This window comes from Dyella japonica (assembly GCF_040545895.1).
Taxonomy (GTDB): Bacteria; Pseudomonadota; Gammaproteobacteria; order Xanthomonadales; family Rhodanobacteraceae; genus Dyella; species Dyella japonica_D.
Genome location: NZ_JBEPMU010000001.1, coordinates 315,290 through 330,232, shown reverse-complemented (window position 1 = coordinate 330,232; position 14,943 = coordinate 315,290). Strand labels below are relative to the sequence as shown.

The window sequence follows — 14,943 nt, the reverse complement described above, 5'->3', positions numbered from 1 at the left end:
ACATGCGGGAAAAATCGGGCAGCGGAACTACGAGACGGCGGGTCCGCGGCGGCTTCGCGTTGAGTCAAAGGAGATTCGAGAGGAGAAAGCCAGCCCATAGGGCATTGAAGGCATCCGATGCTCCTCTCTCCGAACTACTCATCCAGCGAATCATGGAGAGGAGTCGCCGCGGGACATCCGTGGGTGACATGCTGAAGTTGTTGGACGACAGATCAGCCTGGGGAGCTCTCCTCCTACTTTCCTTGCCCATGGCGATTCCCATTCCGGTTCCTGGAGCGTCTCTTCCATTCGGGATAGGCATGGCACTCGTCGCAGCGCAGCTGGTGATGGGGCGCACGCGGCCATGGTTACCGGCCGCGCTAAGGAACCGACAGCTCGGCAGGTCAAGTGCAGCGCTGGTGCTTCGAGCTATTCCGGTGCTGCAGCGGCTCGAAAAAGTGGTTCATCCCAGGGCTGGATGGCCCACGCCCGCCTGGATGAGGGTGCCGGTGGGCACTGCCTGCTTCCTCCTGGCCATCATCGTCGCTTTGCCAATTCCCTTTGGGAACATGCTGCCCGGCCTAGCGGTCGTGCTGTTTTCTCTCGGAATGATGGAAAAAGACGGCAAGGCGCTTTGGCTTGCCTTGGCCGTCGCCATCGCCGGCCTCGTGTTGATCGCGCTGGTATCCGTAGGCGCCTATGAGGGTATCCAGCAGGCGCGCGGACATCTTTCGTTGACGATGAACTGCGTGACAGTTACGGACTCACCCACATGAGCACAAAGTTGACCAAGCTCAACGATGCATCCCGGCGATCGGCCTATCTTTACGGTGGAGTGTGCTGGAGGCGGCACCATGCGCGACCTGCTTGTTGACGTTGGCAACCGGCGCGATGACGACGATGCGCTGTTTCGGTTAGCGCTTGCACTGGCCCGGCAACACCGCGCGCATGTCACGGGCATGCAGGTCATCACGCTAGATCCATTGGTGCTATCGCTGCCGGAGGCCCTCACCGTACTTGACGAGGAAGAGCGAGCCGCCTTGGAGCGACGTGATTGGTGGCTCGCGCTATGTCGCAAGCACAGAGTGAACGGCGAGTGGTGCGTCGATCGTGGCTTCTATCAAAGCGTCATGGTTCGTCGCGCTGTATTCGCGGATCTTGTCCTGGCCGGTCTTGACGGCCTGGGAAACCTCGCTTCCGGGGGCGCCAGTCTTCTGGGTCGATCGATACTCGCCGATTCCGTTCCGGTACTGCTTGTACCGGAACGTAGCGACATTTCAGGGCCGCCGGAAAAAATCTTGATCGCGTGGAATGGGTCGATCGAGTCAGCACGTGCCATAAGGGCTTCGCATCCTCTTCTTGCGAAAGCAGCCGAAGTCATCGTGCTCGATGGAGAAATGGGCCGAAAAAGCGCGGCGCCACCCTCGTTACCTCTAAGGGAGTGGCTGAAGCGCCGAAGCATTCACGCGCGTTGGCTTCCCGGCGCGGGAGCCAGGGCCTCCGGGCGCCACATTCAGTCTTTGGCCGAGGAGCACGGCATCGACCTCATCGTGATGGGTGCATGGGGGCATCTTCGCATGAGCGAGTGGCTCTTGGGAGGCATAACTCGGCACATGCTCAAGCACTCCAGGATCCCATTGCTGCTTGCGCACTAGACCTGCCTGGAACGTCGCAGTTCGGCAGCATGGGGCGAGGCGCATCTCATGAAAATTCTTCTAGCCATTGACGGAAGTGCAAACAGTACACGGGCAGCCAAGTACGTCGCTTTGCATTGGCAGGCGAATGCCGAGATTACGCTCATCCATGTGGATGACCATATGCACGAGTACATCACCGAGCACCTTGACGCGGACAGCATCTGCCGGCTTCACATAATCAACAGCAGGGCGGCACTTCGCGGTCCGGAACGTGTCCTGACAAGGTCCGGACATCTATTTGAGGAACGTATGCTCGTTGGTGACCCGGGCATGGAGATTGTTCAGTGGGCCAAGAAGAACCGAAGTGATTTGATCGTCATGGGATCACACGGGCGCGGCCTTCTCAAGAGTCTTTTCCTTGGCTCGGTTGTCGTCAAGGTGCTGTCCAACTCCAACACTCCCGTACTGGTGGTCCGTTAGAGCCAGAAGGAAAGTACGAAGCACGCCCACAGCCACAGTGCGCCATTGCCAACAATAATGACTCATGGCGAGGTGCAAACCTTCCACGGATGATGGCCTTGCCGAGATCGGTAGTTGTGCAGACTGCGGCCACTTTCGCAGCTCAGGTTGCCGCCTCATCAATGCGATCGTTTTGATGAAGGTGCTAGTGCACGCGTGATGGCCGGATCCATCGCGCTATCGCTTCCATCGTGCGATGCATACGAACAACAGAAGCATTGAACTGACGCCGCATATCCATATCACCAGCGGATCGGGGCTGCCACCCCAATTCACCAACAGCGCGATGGAGCTGGCGACCGTGGTGAAGAGAAACACGGCAAACCCATTGGCGTAGATGCGACGCTCTGCCCTGCCGCCCATGTTATGCCAGGAACGTAGATGCATGAGATTGCCTCGGCTGCGATGGAGGGTGAGACAACGGTACGGGCGTGGCGGCGGAAGGCATTGACGAGGCTCAATGATGTGGATTCGTTCTACAAATAGCTGGTGGCAGGGTCCTCGATCGTTAGTCGGTTCCTGACTGCGTGCACCCCGGGAACGTTTTCCGCCAATACACGAACCGCGTCCCGCATGGCCTCATTGGTGACGACGCCATCGATCTCCACGACACCCCTCTCGACTGCGACGACTATCGCTGACCGGGTTATCCACGGACAGCGCAGGATCTCGTTGTCGATGCACTCACGAATGTGGGCATCGGACACGTCCACGGTTTCAGCGCGCCTTGGCACCGCATGGATGAACGCCCGCAAGAGATCCGAACGGCTCAGCATGCCGTTGAGTTGTCCTTTGTGTGTCACCGGAAGACGCCTTATGTGATGCTCCTCCATGAGGGAGACCGCCTCCGACAAGGGGGCGTCTTCATCGATGGTCACCACGTCGGCCGTCATGAGATCAGCCACCCGGCGGCTGTGTGTATCGACATACTCCTGAGCCAAGCGTCGCGGACCGAGAATAACCTCCAGCCACCTCGGCCGCTGACGCACGGTGTCAATCTCCGGGCGTCGAAGAAGATCGCCCTCGGTAAGTATGCCAACCAGCGCCCCTTCGCCATCCACGACAGGAAGGCCGCTCACCTTCGCCCCCACCATGATCTGCATGGCCAACACCACGTCATCGCTGGCGAGCGCAGTGCGTACTTGCCCATTCATCGCATCACTCACTTTCATGATTCAAGTCTCCGCTATTTGCGCATTCAAAGCCGGCCGCACGGCAGTGCATGGATTCATTTCCCGCATCTATCGGTCCCTTCGTTCGAGCCCGCTATTGATGGAAGCGCCGCGTTCAAGGCCGGGCCGCCTGCCCTGGTTCGACAGTCCCCGTCATCTGTGACGTAGACCATGGCGGCTCTCGGCGCCACGGGCGTGCTGGCCATCGGCGCGCCGGAGGACGAAAGAAGGAAAAGCACCATGCAATTTCCGAACGGGTCGATGCGCTATCAACCATAGCGGCGCTACATCACTGTAGGAAGACGCATTTGAAACGATTTGTAACAGTCGGTAACAAGGTGCAAGTGACGGCAAATTGATGCGCCTCAATGAGGTTGCCGCGGGCAGATTCGACACTGGCGCATATCAGGGATGCGCCGGAAATCATGAGCAAGACACCAGAATTCATCGATGTTTGTGCCGTCGAAGCCTGGGATGCATGGTTTCGATGGCGGGAACGCGACGAGCTGAAAGACGTCTCCATTCAGGACACCTGGGGGCGTGTAGCTCGTGCGCTGGCGACTCGGGATACCGAGCAGCGCCTGCTCGATGCCATGGAGACGTGGAGACTACTGCTCGACGAACGCATTCTCGCCACGGCTGGTACGCAGCTCGAAGCGTGGCCGGACAACGAACTTGCCGCCGTCATCAACGTAGTGGTTTTTGTAGGCGAGCCCGGAATGCCAGGCGATTCTCTCGATCTGGCGGCCATCGAACGCACGGCATCGCTGGCGGTGGAGATACTGGAGAACGCGATACAGAAAGCCCGGCTTCCTTCAGCGCAGACAGGGCACAAGCTCCGGATCGGTCTTATCGGCTTCGCGGACGCGCTTGCCCTGATGGATATCCCCTATGCCAGCCAGTGCGCCCGCTTGCTAGCGCGAAAGGTATCGCTATCCATGGCAAGAGGCAGCCTCAAGCAAAGCATCGATCTTGCGCGTCAACTGGGGCCTCGCGTCGAGATCTCCGAGCAGGCTTCCATCGCATCACGCCTGCGCGAGTTAGCACCGGATCTGGCACAGGAAGCTGCGCTTCACGGCTTGCGCCACTACCAACTGACCGCCGTTGCACCCCACCCTCGCCTGGCGAGGTTGGCGAACAATGTCGCTGATGCGATTGATCCACTAGAGGTGGCGCAAGAGGTGTTGGGGCTCCGCGGTGAACCCGCGTATTCGACAGCCTCGCAGGGATATGCGATCGAATGGTCGCGCGGGCACGGCATGTCGGACCGGCACATCGCCACCATGAAGCAGAATGCGTTCGCGGCCATGTCGTCGCGGATGGCGCTGCGCGATGCCGTGCAGGAATGGATAGATGAACCGATGGACCGTGCCAAGGCACTCCGTTGCGAGGCCAGAACAGGCATCTCCGTCGAAGCGGATGCCCCGCGTCATCGTTGATCACCGTCAATATCGATGCACATGGAAAAGCAGACATTGACGCAAACACCGCTTGTGAGCTACGGGCATGCTGCCTTCGTCTATTTCGACCTTCATTCGCACAAGGCAAAGCGCAACCGGCGTCTGCGAAAACTTCGGCCAGGGCGCATGTATCGCGACCTTGAACGCTTTCGAATCATGGATGTTCGACGCCTCGCGCGCGCAAAGGGAGTGGCCGTCATTCTTCAATCATGGTCTGGATAAGGACACGGCCATCGTTGCCGGAGTCCCGCAATGTGCAAGCACAGCAACTTTCGCTGACCTTCAGGTGGATTTTTTGACTGGTCTGGCTAACGACGATGCGGAGCTAGCGAAGAAAAGCCTGCGCTGGCAGGGCGAGACAACGCAGCACGCCCTGGATGAGACAGGAAACGCCGGCAGCCAAACAGAGCAAGGATAAATCACATGCCCAACCGGAAAGCGAACAAGCGGTGGTCAGCCATGACAGCAACGGTCCCGCCAAAGAAAACCCAGGCGCAGCCACGATTGGTCCCTTCACCCACCGGCAGCATTCGAGCCGTCGAGCTAACAGCCAACTCGCTTGCCGATATCCAAGTGCAGGAAAGCAGGCCATCAGTCTTGTCAAACGGCAGCAAGCGCTCCCATGAAGGCGGGAAAAGCCTTGGTGCAGGCCATGCGTGACATACTTCTCTTCTGTGAGAGCTTCAAGCACTGGAATGGTGCTGCCCAGTATGCGGCGATGCTTGCGGCTAGCCGCCAGGCGCGACTCACGGGCCTTTACGTTTGCCCCGTCATCATGATCCCGCCGTGGGAGACCCCGGGCCTGGCGCAGGAATTTCAGGATGCCGCGCGGCAGCTCAAGGACGAAGCTTTTGGTGCGGGCCCGAACTTCGAGCAGTTTGCGCATGCTCTTGGCGCCGCACAGGTGCACTGGCAGGTTACCCAGGACGAGATAACGCGTTCGCTGTCCCTGGCGGGAACCTGGCACGACGTGATCGTCATTGGACGTTCCCAGCGAACATTGTGGGGGACGGTTGGCGCGGTAGGCAACATGGTCCTTGGCTCGGGAATGCCTTGCATTGTGGTGCCCGATCAGACGGACAAGTCGGGGGCTCCACGCATCATCGTCATCGCGTGGAATGGATCATCCGAATCCATGCGCGCCGTTCACGCCGCACTGCCTCTGCTCCAGCAAGCTGACAAGGTGATCGTGCTACATGGGAAGCAGCAGCTTCCGCCGGGCATGGCCGACTGGCAGCCTCCCTTTGAGCTTTCGAACTATCTGGCGGCGCGTGGCATCGGTAGCGAAAGCCTGCTGTTCGAAGCTGCCGATGCCGAGATCGGCAAACAGCTGCTGAGCCGAGCCCGCGAAGTGCGGGCAGACATGCTGGTGATGGGCGCTTACGGCCATACCCGCTTCAGCGAGTGGGTTCTCGGAGGAGCAACGCGCGAGGTTCTTGAAACGATGACCATGCCGGTGTTCATGCGGCATTGAACATGGGCACTTAAGAAGGCTGGAATCATGAAAAAGGTGATCGACCATGGCCACTGACGTTGTGTATCGCTGCCATGGCGCCGCCCGCGAAGTCACGGGCTCTTGCCACCAAGTCGAATGTGGCTCGCGCAGCGTGTTGGTCGATTGCGGAATGTTCCAGGGTGGGCCTGACGCAGAGCGCGCAAATGGGGAGCCTTTCGTCTTTGATCCTGCGCATATGGACGCCGTTCTGCTTACACATGCCCACCTCGATCATTGCGGTCGGTTGCCGCTGCTCGTTCGTCGTGGCTTTCGGGGACGAATCTACGCGACTTCCGCCACGATCGATCTCGCGCGGATCATCCTGCTGGATGCGGCAGGCCTGCAGGAAGAGGATGCACGCAAGGCGCGGCGCAGCGGCCGTCGGCGTGGTGCTGAGGATGCAAAGCCGCTGTTTACGCTCGACGACGTTTTTCGCACGATGGATTTCTTCTCGCCAGTCAACTATGGAAGGACCATTGACGTTGCCCCCGGCTTGCGTGCCCGCTTTCTGGATGCCGGGCATATCCTTGGATCCGCGTCGGTGATACTGGAGGTTCTGGGCGGCGAAAAGAGGATCGAAGTACTGTTCTCTGGCGACGTCGGCAGCCCTGGACATCCCCTGCTTCGCGATGCCACACCCGCGCCGCCAGCTGACTATGTCGTCATGGAGACGACCTACGGCGATCGATCGCATCGCGCACTGGAACCTTCCATTGCCGAGTTCTACGAAGCCGTATCGACCACGCTGGATCGCGGCGGCAACGTCATCATTCCAACATTCGCGCTCGAACGTGCTCAGGAGGTTCTTTATTTCCTCAAGCGCGGACAGGAAAACGGCAACTTACCGAAGCGCATGTCGGTCTTTCTGGATTCGCCCATGGCGATATCGGCGACTGAAATCTTTCGGCGTCATCCTGAGTGCTTTGGCGCCCCCTTCCTCGCCACGCTGCGGGACGAAGATCCCTTTGACATGCCGGGGCTTCACTTTACGCGCGACACCGCTGACTCCATGGCCATCAATCAGATCCAGGGCGGCGCCGTCATCATGGCTGGGTCCGGCATGTGCACCGGCGGGCGCGTGCGCCATCATCTGAAGCACAATCTATGGCGCGAAAAGTGCAGCGTGGTTTTTGTGGGCTATGCCGCGGAAGGGACGCTGGCGCGGCGGATCATCGATGGCACGCGCGAGGTTCGCATTTTCGACGAACCCATCCAGGTTCGCGCCGCCACCTGGACGATCAACGGCTTCTCTGCTCATGCTGACCAGCACGCCTTGCTGGACTGGCTGGGGCCGCATCGGCGCCGTCAGGTACTGCTTGTGCACGGCGAGTATGATCGAGGGATGCGTGGCATGGCCGAGCAGTTACTCGCCAGGGGCATCCCTCACTACATTCCCGCGCTTGGGCAGCCTGTCGCGCTGCACCCATAGGCTCGCTGGAACGCCGCCACCTGCCCATCCAGACCTATCCTCGCCCGCGGTCGAGCTCAGCAACTTACAGCCGCCCGCCGATTGCATCTATCGAAGATAGATCGAAGAGAGGAAGTACTTTTCCATAGCGGCTTTTTGCTCGTGCAGAACTGAGAAGGCCCACGATGGCGTTCTTGCACCAAAGCCACTTTGCCTCGCCCTCACTTACGGCTAGCGAGCAGATCGGCCCTCCAGGCGGGACGCGGATCTCGATACTGGGAAAGTGACTGTCGCTCTAGCCACGATAACGAGCCCTAATCGCCTTACTCGGCCGGAAATGTTGACGGAACGCCGTGGTTGACGCGCTGGTTGATGAGTGGCTCTAGTCTCCATCGAGCCAGTCAACTAATGGACTCGCGACTTGCACGCGTTTGGCACTCCTCGACTAAGCTGCAATTCTCAAATCAGGCCATGCATGGGCTATCAGGGCGTGACAACCCTTACAGCGTTAAGGCTTACCATAGAATTGAATGGCCCGCTGATAGAACCGCGACGCCCCCTCTTCGGGCTCAATGACCGTCATGATTAGCGGAAGCGCCAAGTCGTCTATGTGCGGACGGACGCGCTGCATGCTCGTTCGGCTAACCCGCTCCGATACCTGCTTTGGAGCGGCAATGGCAACCAAGAGTGATGCTTCCTGCTGATTGTCACCACGCAGAACTTCCACAATATAGCCACCCTTCTTTTCTGGTGCCCGCAAGTAGCGAACAATTTTGTGACTTTTCTTCAGTCAGGAAACTTTGATCTCGACGACCGCTTGGCGGACGAACTTCTTGTTTCGTTGTTCGAGGGCGCTATGACAATTCGTGAGCTCGGGGCGCGATCCTTGCGCCTCGACGACCAACTGCGGCTGCCAGACCTTACTGGACGATTCATACTCGCGCCAAATACTGAGGCCACTCGCAGAGACATATGCTGCCTCACGGAAGAAACCGAGCTTCGGCGCTCCATGCGTCATTCATGGCCGGAATATCGTGCAAGCATTGCCGCGGGCTTCCAGGCTGATCGGGCACGCAAAGCGGGGGTCGTGCCGGCCAAGGCTGCCCTGCAGCTCGCGTCGGCGGTGAGTTCAGTGCCCGCGCTGCTTAAGGATCGCGCGCGGCGCGTTTTGGGGGCGTATCAACATAGGAATCTTGACGGGCGTCTGCCGGCCCCCGCGGCGTTCATTTGCTTCGGTTGCACACATTGATGCGTGCCTGGGCGCCGCAGACGAAGTAACACGTTCACTTGCAGCCAACGCAAAATGACAACATCAGTTGAAATGCCAAGCAACTAAAGGCGTTACGTTCCCACGCTGAGACGCCACAAGTGATTGTTTTCACGACCATAACAACATAACGCCTTTTCTGGCCTCGGCTTGTCCGACCTGGCATCTCTCGCTGGATGGCTTTCGAGCCTTCCGGCACGGCTGTTTTACGTGCCGCCAAGCCTGCCCTGAGCACCCGGGCGTGAGCCTTCGAACGATTCGGTAAATGGGACGCTGGCTAGCGTCGCATGCCATAGTCCGTCTGCAGCCATCCCCATGGTCCAGCCGAAGATGGTCCAGCCCAAGAAAGAGCGCTCGAAATTCCACGGAAATTTCCAGTTGCCCGAAGAGCTCTAGGATCTTCATCTCCACCGAGCCCGCGTCGCCCATCAACTTCAATAAGGCCATCGACCATCAAGCCGACCCTTGATCATTTAAGGCAGGCTTTACTGGCGCCGGCATGAACGCATCATCCACCCTCGGTAACACTGGCTGGCCGTCGCGCGCTGACTGTGGTTATCTCGTCGTTTCAGAGAGACCACCCATCGCGATACTCGCGGCGCAGAAACGCATTGGCACCCGGCATGTTGGTGATACGCATGTTCTGTGCGTCGTACTCGATCCTGCTGCCCGCACGAAGGGACACGACGCCCAGCAGCATGACCTCCGTCAGCCGTGCGGCATACGAGAATGGCGACGATGCTTCCGCCCTCCCCTTGCAGGCGTCCACCCAGTTCATCTCGTGCGAAGTCTTGATGCGCGCGAGTGTCTGGGGAGGTGTGCCCACCGAATCATGCAACGACTGTGGCAGCAGGCGCGGGTTCGCGCCGTAGGTTTCGTGGATGAGCTTGCCCTTGTCCCCAACGTACAGGACGCCGCCATCCTTGCTCATCTGACCGGCTCCTAACGCTTGCAGCCCCGGCGGCAACAACGCGCCGTCATACCAGGTGAGCTTCACTGGCGGCCTGCTGCCACGCGCGGGGAAGTCGTAATACGTCATTGTCGCCACGGGATACGAGGCATCGTTGAATGGCGTGGAGACGGTCTCCACGGACGTCGGAAACCCCAGGTCCAGCGACCAGAACGGGGAGTCGATCAGGTGCGCTCCCATGTCGCCGATGGCGCCCACGCCCCAATCTACCCAGCCGCGCCAGTTGAACGGGTGATACACAGGGTGGTAGTCGACGACGGGACCAGGGCCAAGGAAGAGATCCCACGCCAGCCCTTCTGGCTTCGGATAGTTACCGACCATGGCATTGGCAAGCCGATCCATCACCGCGCCTTCGTTCCAGTTCGCATCGTCCGGCTGCGGCCTGGTTTGCGGACGTGGAATTCCCTGCGGCCAGTACGCAAGCGGGCGATTCGTCCAAACGTGGACCTCGCGAACATCGCCGATCGCGCCGGCCGCGATGTACTCGTTGATCAGCCGGGCATCGTCAGTCGAGTGGCCTTGGTTTCCCATCTGCGTGACGAGCCTGGGATTGTCTTTCGCTTTCCTGGATAGTTCGCGGGCTTCGTAAATCGACCAGGTGAGTGGCTTCTGTAGATACACGTGCTTGCCGTGGCCCATCGCCGCGCTGGCGATCACGGCATGCAGATGGTCCGGCGTTGCAATGAACACCGCGTCGATGTCCTTCTGCTGTTCGAGCATCTGGCGGTAGTCGGTATAACGCTTGATCGAATTGAACTTGCTGGAAAGCAGTTTGGTCTGCTCGATCTCGTCTTGCAGTTCCTGGCGCTCTTTCGCGGTCTGCGCCTTGTCGAGGCGCGCCTGCATTCTTCCCAGGCCATCGACCATTCCGCGAAAGGACTTGTCCGTATAGCGCCAGTCCACATCGCACAGTGCAACGATGTTCTCCCCAGCCAAGGCGCGCATGTTGTGCATGCCCATGCCGCCGACACCGATGCCAGCGATATTCAATCGATCGCTGGGCGGCGTATGGCCGGGCCCGCCCAGGACGTGGCGAGGCACGATCATCAGTCCGGCGGCTGCGGCGATGGCCGTGCCCGCGAGAAACTCACGGCGTGAGATCTTGCCGCTTATTTCAATGCCGGCGATGGTTTCTCCGGCGCAGTTACCCTGATCTTCCTTCGTGACTTTCGATTCATCCGTCATGCGCGTTGCAATCCCGGTTTGGATATCGATACCCGATGCGCTGCATTCTGGCTGCAACGAGATCAGGGGATCAAGGCAACGACTTTGCGATGCCGATTTTCAGCGCGAGAAGCAAGCTTTCACGACGCTCTTGCGTGACTAGCGGTCTGTCCCCCAGATCACCAGACCACCGCGGATGGTGTCGCGCACGCGGGCGAAGGCGGTTGGATCGTTGGCCGGATCGCCATCGAGGAGCACGAGATCAGCGTCCATGCCCGGAGCAATGCGCCCCTTGTGCGCGGCATAGCCAAAGCGAGAAGCCGGTGCGGTGGTCAACGAGGCCAATATCTGGCGCCAATCGAGAGCGCCCGACATCAGGCGATATTCCTCGGTGGTGTCGTAGGCATCGGTGTAACCCACGTCGGTGCCGAACAGGATTTCTCCACCGGCGGCGGAAAAATCCTTCACTTCGGAGGTAATCAATTTGATTGTCTGCGCCATGATTTCCGGCTTCTGGTGGATTTTCTTCGCCTCCCACTCAAACAGCGTCATGGTGGGGGTCAAGGCCATGTTGCGGGCGCGCATGCGCGCGATAAGCGTGGGCGTCCAACCGTAAGGATCGTGGCTTCCGTTTTCGGTCGCCGTGGTGTGCGCCAGGATGTCCGCGCCGGCGTCGATAGCCACGTTGATGCCGGCATAGTTGGAAGGATGCGCGAAAGCAGGTTTGCCTCGCTTATGCGCTTCGGCCACCACGGCCTTGGCGATGTCCAGGCGCATGGGCAGCACGCCGATATCGCCGCCCACGATAGCGCCAGCGAATATCTTCACCGCGTCCGTGCCGTGGTCGAGCTGTCGAACCGCACGATCGGCAGCTTCTTCCGGCGTCGAGACTTCCTCATTGGCCCAACCGTGATCAGCCAGGTATTGCCGCACGTAGATCGGGGTGCCACCTTCGGGAAAGAACGGATCGCCACACGTAAGAATCATGGGCCCGGCGATCTCGCCGGACACAATGCGCTTGCGCAATGCCAACGTGTTTTCAGTCGAAGACCCCAGATCGAAGACCGTGGTGAAGCCCCAGTGCGTCAGCATCGCCTGGATGCCGCCTTCGAGCGCCGCCGCCTTGGCTGTCTTCGCGCCCATGAGGTCTGAAGGCATGATATGAACGTGGCTGTTCCAGAAGCCTGCAGTGAGAACAGCGCCATGCGCGTCGATCACTCGAGCGGCCCTGGGCACCGAAACTTCTGACCGGGTACCGACTTTGACGATCTTGCCGTCCTGCACGAGCACTATGCCGTCGTGTATCTGGGGAGCATTGGGCGACGGATAGATCTCGGCATTCACGATAGCGAGCGGCTTCGCAACGGCTTCCCCCGCTAGAGCGAAGACAGCGACCGTCATCGCGGCCACGACTTTGGCGATGGCACTCATTGTTTTCTCCGTGAGGAAAAGGATTGAAGGCAATGGAGGAGCTGGGCGCGAAAGAGCATCCGGAACTGTCTGTCGCTGGAAAATCGGTTGGCGCGCTGCATGGAGACCAGCCCCTGCGCCAGGCTTGCGAGCGCCAAGGCAATATCCACCGCCGGCGTGTCGCCGAGGCGTCCGTCCGCTTTAGCCTGATCGATCCTGATCATGATCATCGCTATGACCGGAGAACGGCCTGCGACGAAGTCATCGGGATAGCGCCGTGCCTCGGGCGCGGGAAGGAAGAAAGCGGCATCGAACCTGTGCGGCTGGCTAAGGGCGAATTTGAGGAAAGCCTCAGTCACAGCCTCCAGCCACTCCATCGGATCGTTGGCCCGGATGGCGCGGACGATCTTCTCCCACGCAGCGAGGCCGTCGTCCATCAGCGCGTTCAAGAGAGCGCCCTTGTCGGCGAAGTGTCGATACATCGCCATGGGCGAGACGCCGGCGCGCGTGGCAACTTTGCGCACCGTAAGTCCTGCGACCCCCTCGTGGTCGTGAATGGCTCTGGCGGCGGCGAAGATGCGATCCTTGCTCATGTGTACAGCGTACGCGTTAAAGCGTACGCTGTACACCGCAAATTCAGCATCCGCAATGCGGCCTCCGGACGAGGTCAAGCTTGACGTGCCCGCCACGTCGAGGACTCGAGGCGCTGCTCAAGAATGCAGCCAAGCACGCCGGCGTCATGGCCAGGGCCTCAAACTTGCCCTCATCGCCCTGCCCAAAAGCATGTACTGGATCCCTGCGGACCGACCCAATCAGCGACAGGTCCGTCAGATGGGCGCCGAAACCGCACCCACGGGAGCGAGTGGCAACTACCGGGTAACTAGAGCAAGCCCTCGATAGGAAGCATGCGCAGCAATGTCACTTCGGCGCGCCGCTTCGTGGTCGCACCGGGATCATCCTGATAGGTCACTGGCTTGCCTTCATCGTCGGCTTCCCAGATGAGCTGATGGGAAGTGGGCGCAATCTCCACCCTGTAAGCGTTGGAAGGCTGTGTCGCCGTTTGGAAGAAGTCACTGATAGCCTTGGCCAAACCGGGCGAATCCACGATGACGCCCATTTCAGTGTTCAGTAGCTTCGAGCGCTGATCCATGTTGAGCGAGCCGATGAAGACTTGACGGCTGTCGACGACAATGGTCTTGGCGTGCAAGCTGATTCCGGACGATTGCCCCAGTGACGTGGATGGTTGGCTCTGACCCGACGATGGCTTGAGCTCATAGAGCTCTACGCCGCCTGAGACTATCGCCTTGCGATAGTGCACGTAGCCCGCATGGGCCGCTGTTTCGTCGGTGGAGGCGAGCGAGTTCGTAAGTATCTTGACCGTGATGCCACTTTGCGCCAGAGATACGAGGTGCTTTGTACCAGCATCACCCGGGACGAAGTATGGTGTCGTCGCGAGTATTTCATGCTGAGCGCTATCGATCATGGCCTTCAGTCGTGGGCCGATGCGCAGCGCAGGCTCATCGTGCTTTGCCTCGATCTTTTCAGGCTGGTCGGCCACAAGTTCGGCATCTCCCCAAAACCATGCGCCGCGCTTGTCGGCTGTTGGTCCATCAGGCAGCTCGTCCAGCACAGATTGCGCGTAGTCGGATTGTGCGAACGCGCGCACGTCCTGTTGAAGTAGCTGCCGTGCGGCAACGAGCTTCTGATCGGAACCATCTGTCTTCTTGAGCTTGTTCAGCGGATACGCAGCATCGCAATTCCAATAGCCATCGAATGCTTCGGACGCCTGTTGAACTACGGGACCGATGGCCACCACATCGAGGTCGCGAAAATGTGTATCGCTCCCGGCATCAAAGTATGGATCGCCGATGTTGCGCCCGCCCACGATGGCCACTTCGTTGTCGACGATGAACGATTTATTGTGCATGCGCCGATTAAGACGGCGCCACTCGAGCATGAACTGGGTGAATCGTGACACCAGGCTCGGGTTGCGTGTCTGAAAAGGGTTGAACAGCCGGATCTCGATATTGGGATGCGAGTCCAATGCCTCGAATAGATGGTCCTTGTCATCGAAGTTATTGTCGTCGATGAGTATCCGCACGCGCACGCCACGATCGGCCGCAGCAAGGAGGTGCTGCAGCATCAGATGCCCCGTCATGTCATTGGCGAAGATGTAGTACTGCAAGTCGATCGAGTGCATCGCATGATCTGCGAGCGCTACGCGACTGAGCAGCGCATTCGTACTCAAGGTCAACAGCCGGAAGCCCGATTGGTGTTGGTGCTTGTCTACTTCCGCATGTGTGTACCGCGCCGATGCGGTATCGGTGGCAGGCGGCAGGTGATGCGTCTGCTCCTTATCCTCAGGCGCGGGCAGCGTGGAGCACGCCTGAAGGAAGTGGCAAATGATGGTGAAGGCCAACACGACCATCCAGCGATATCCAGGCATCTTTCTACCCTCGCGT

Annotated in this window: 12 protein-coding genes; 7 read left to right on the top strand and 5 right to left on the bottom strand. The window is 59.5% G+C overall.

The features are described from left to right. Nucleotides 1–2 precede the first annotated feature (2 nt). From ABIC75_RS01495 to ABIC75_RS01485, 3 genes are all read left to right on the top strand, one after another. On the top strand, nt 3–755 hold the full coding sequence (locus ABIC75_RS01495) for an exopolysaccharide biosynthesis protein (RefSeq protein ID WP_354012096.1): 753 nt from the start codon (nt 3–5) through the stop codon (nt 753–755). Between the two features lie 78 nt (nt 756–833). Then, complete coding sequence (locus ABIC75_RS01490) at nt 834–1,634, top strand: universal stress protein (protein WP_354012095.1); 801 nt, start codon at nt 834–836, stop codon at nt 1,632–1,634. Between the two features lie 48 nt (nt 1,635–1,682). Further along, a complete protein-coding gene (locus ABIC75_RS01485) occupies nt 1,683–2,096 on the top strand; it encodes a universal stress protein (protein WP_354012094.1) in 414 nt (137 codons plus the stop codon). A gap of 515 nt (nt 2,097–2,611) precedes the next feature. Here the strand turns inward: ABIC75_RS01485 and ABIC75_RS01480 are convergent. Beyond that, complete coding sequence (locus ABIC75_RS01480) at nt 2,612–3,307, bottom strand: CBS domain-containing protein (RefSeq protein ID WP_354012093.1); 696 nt, start codon at nt 3,305–3,307, stop codon at nt 2,612–2,614. 425 nt (nt 3,308–3,732) lie between these two features. On the opposite strand from ABIC75_RS01480, the gene ABIC75_RS01475 reads away from it, so the two are divergent. The 4 genes from ABIC75_RS01475 (at nt 3,733) to ABIC75_RS01460 (ending at nt 7,691) form a co-directional block, all read left to right on the top strand. Next, the gene (locus ABIC75_RS01475; protein ID WP_354012092.1) at nt 3,733–4,746 is read left to right on the top strand and encodes a hypothetical protein; all 1,014 of its coding nucleotides are present in this window, start codon (nt 3,733–3,735) and stop codon (nt 4,744–4,746) included. A 67-nt stretch (nt 4,747–4,813) separates the two neighbouring features. Further along, nucleotides 4,814–5,185 carry a hypothetical protein gene (locus ABIC75_RS01470; RefSeq protein WP_354012091.1) on the top strand — a complete coding sequence of 124 codons (372 nt, stop codon included), beginning with the start codon at nt 4,814–4,816 and terminating at the stop codon, nt 5,183–5,185. A 204-nt stretch (nt 5,186–5,389) separates the two neighbouring features. After that, nucleotides 5,390–6,241, top strand: coding sequence for a universal stress protein (locus ABIC75_RS01465; RefSeq protein WP_354012090.1), 852 nt, complete (start codon nt 5,390–5,392; stop codon nt 6,239–6,241). Nucleotides 6,242–6,287: 46 nt separating this feature from the next. Further along, nucleotides 6,288–7,691 carry an MBL fold metallo-hydrolase gene (locus ABIC75_RS01460; protein ID WP_354012089.1) on the top strand — a complete coding sequence of 468 codons (1,404 nt, stop codon included), beginning with the start codon at nt 6,288–6,290 and terminating at the stop codon, nt 7,689–7,691. Between the two features lie 1,814 nt (nt 7,692–9,505). Here the strand turns inward: ABIC75_RS01460 and ABIC75_RS01455 are convergent. The 4 genes from ABIC75_RS01455 to ABIC75_RS01440 all read right to left on the bottom strand — a co-directional run bounded on the left by ABIC75_RS01455 (nt 9,506) and on the right by ABIC75_RS01440 (nt 14,909). After that, nucleotides 9,506–11,092 carry a Gfo/Idh/MocA family protein gene (locus ABIC75_RS01455; protein WP_354012088.1) on the bottom strand — a complete coding sequence of 529 codons (1,587 nt, stop codon included), beginning with the start codon at nt 11,090–11,092 and terminating at the stop codon, nt 9,506–9,508. Between the two features lie 138 nt (nt 11,093–11,230). After that, on the bottom strand, nt 11,231–12,502 hold the full coding sequence (locus ABIC75_RS01450) for an amidohydrolase family protein (protein WP_354012087.1): 1,272 nt from the start codon (nt 12,500–12,502) through the stop codon (nt 11,231–11,233). Further along, nucleotides 12,499–13,074 carry a TetR/AcrR family transcriptional regulator gene (locus tag ABIC75_RS01445; protein WP_354012086.1) on the bottom strand — a complete coding sequence of 192 codons (576 nt, stop codon included), beginning with the start codon at nt 13,072–13,074 and terminating at the stop codon, nt 12,499–12,501. The genes ABIC75_RS01450 and ABIC75_RS01445 overlap by 4 nt, the downstream gene beginning before the upstream one ends. Before the next feature lie 287 nt (nt 13,075–13,361). Then, entirely contained in the window at nt 13,362–14,909 is a 1,548-nt protein-coding gene (locus ABIC75_RS01440) for a phospholipase D family protein (protein ID WP_354012085.1), read from the bottom strand. Nucleotides 14,910–14,943: the final 34 nt, after the last annotated feature.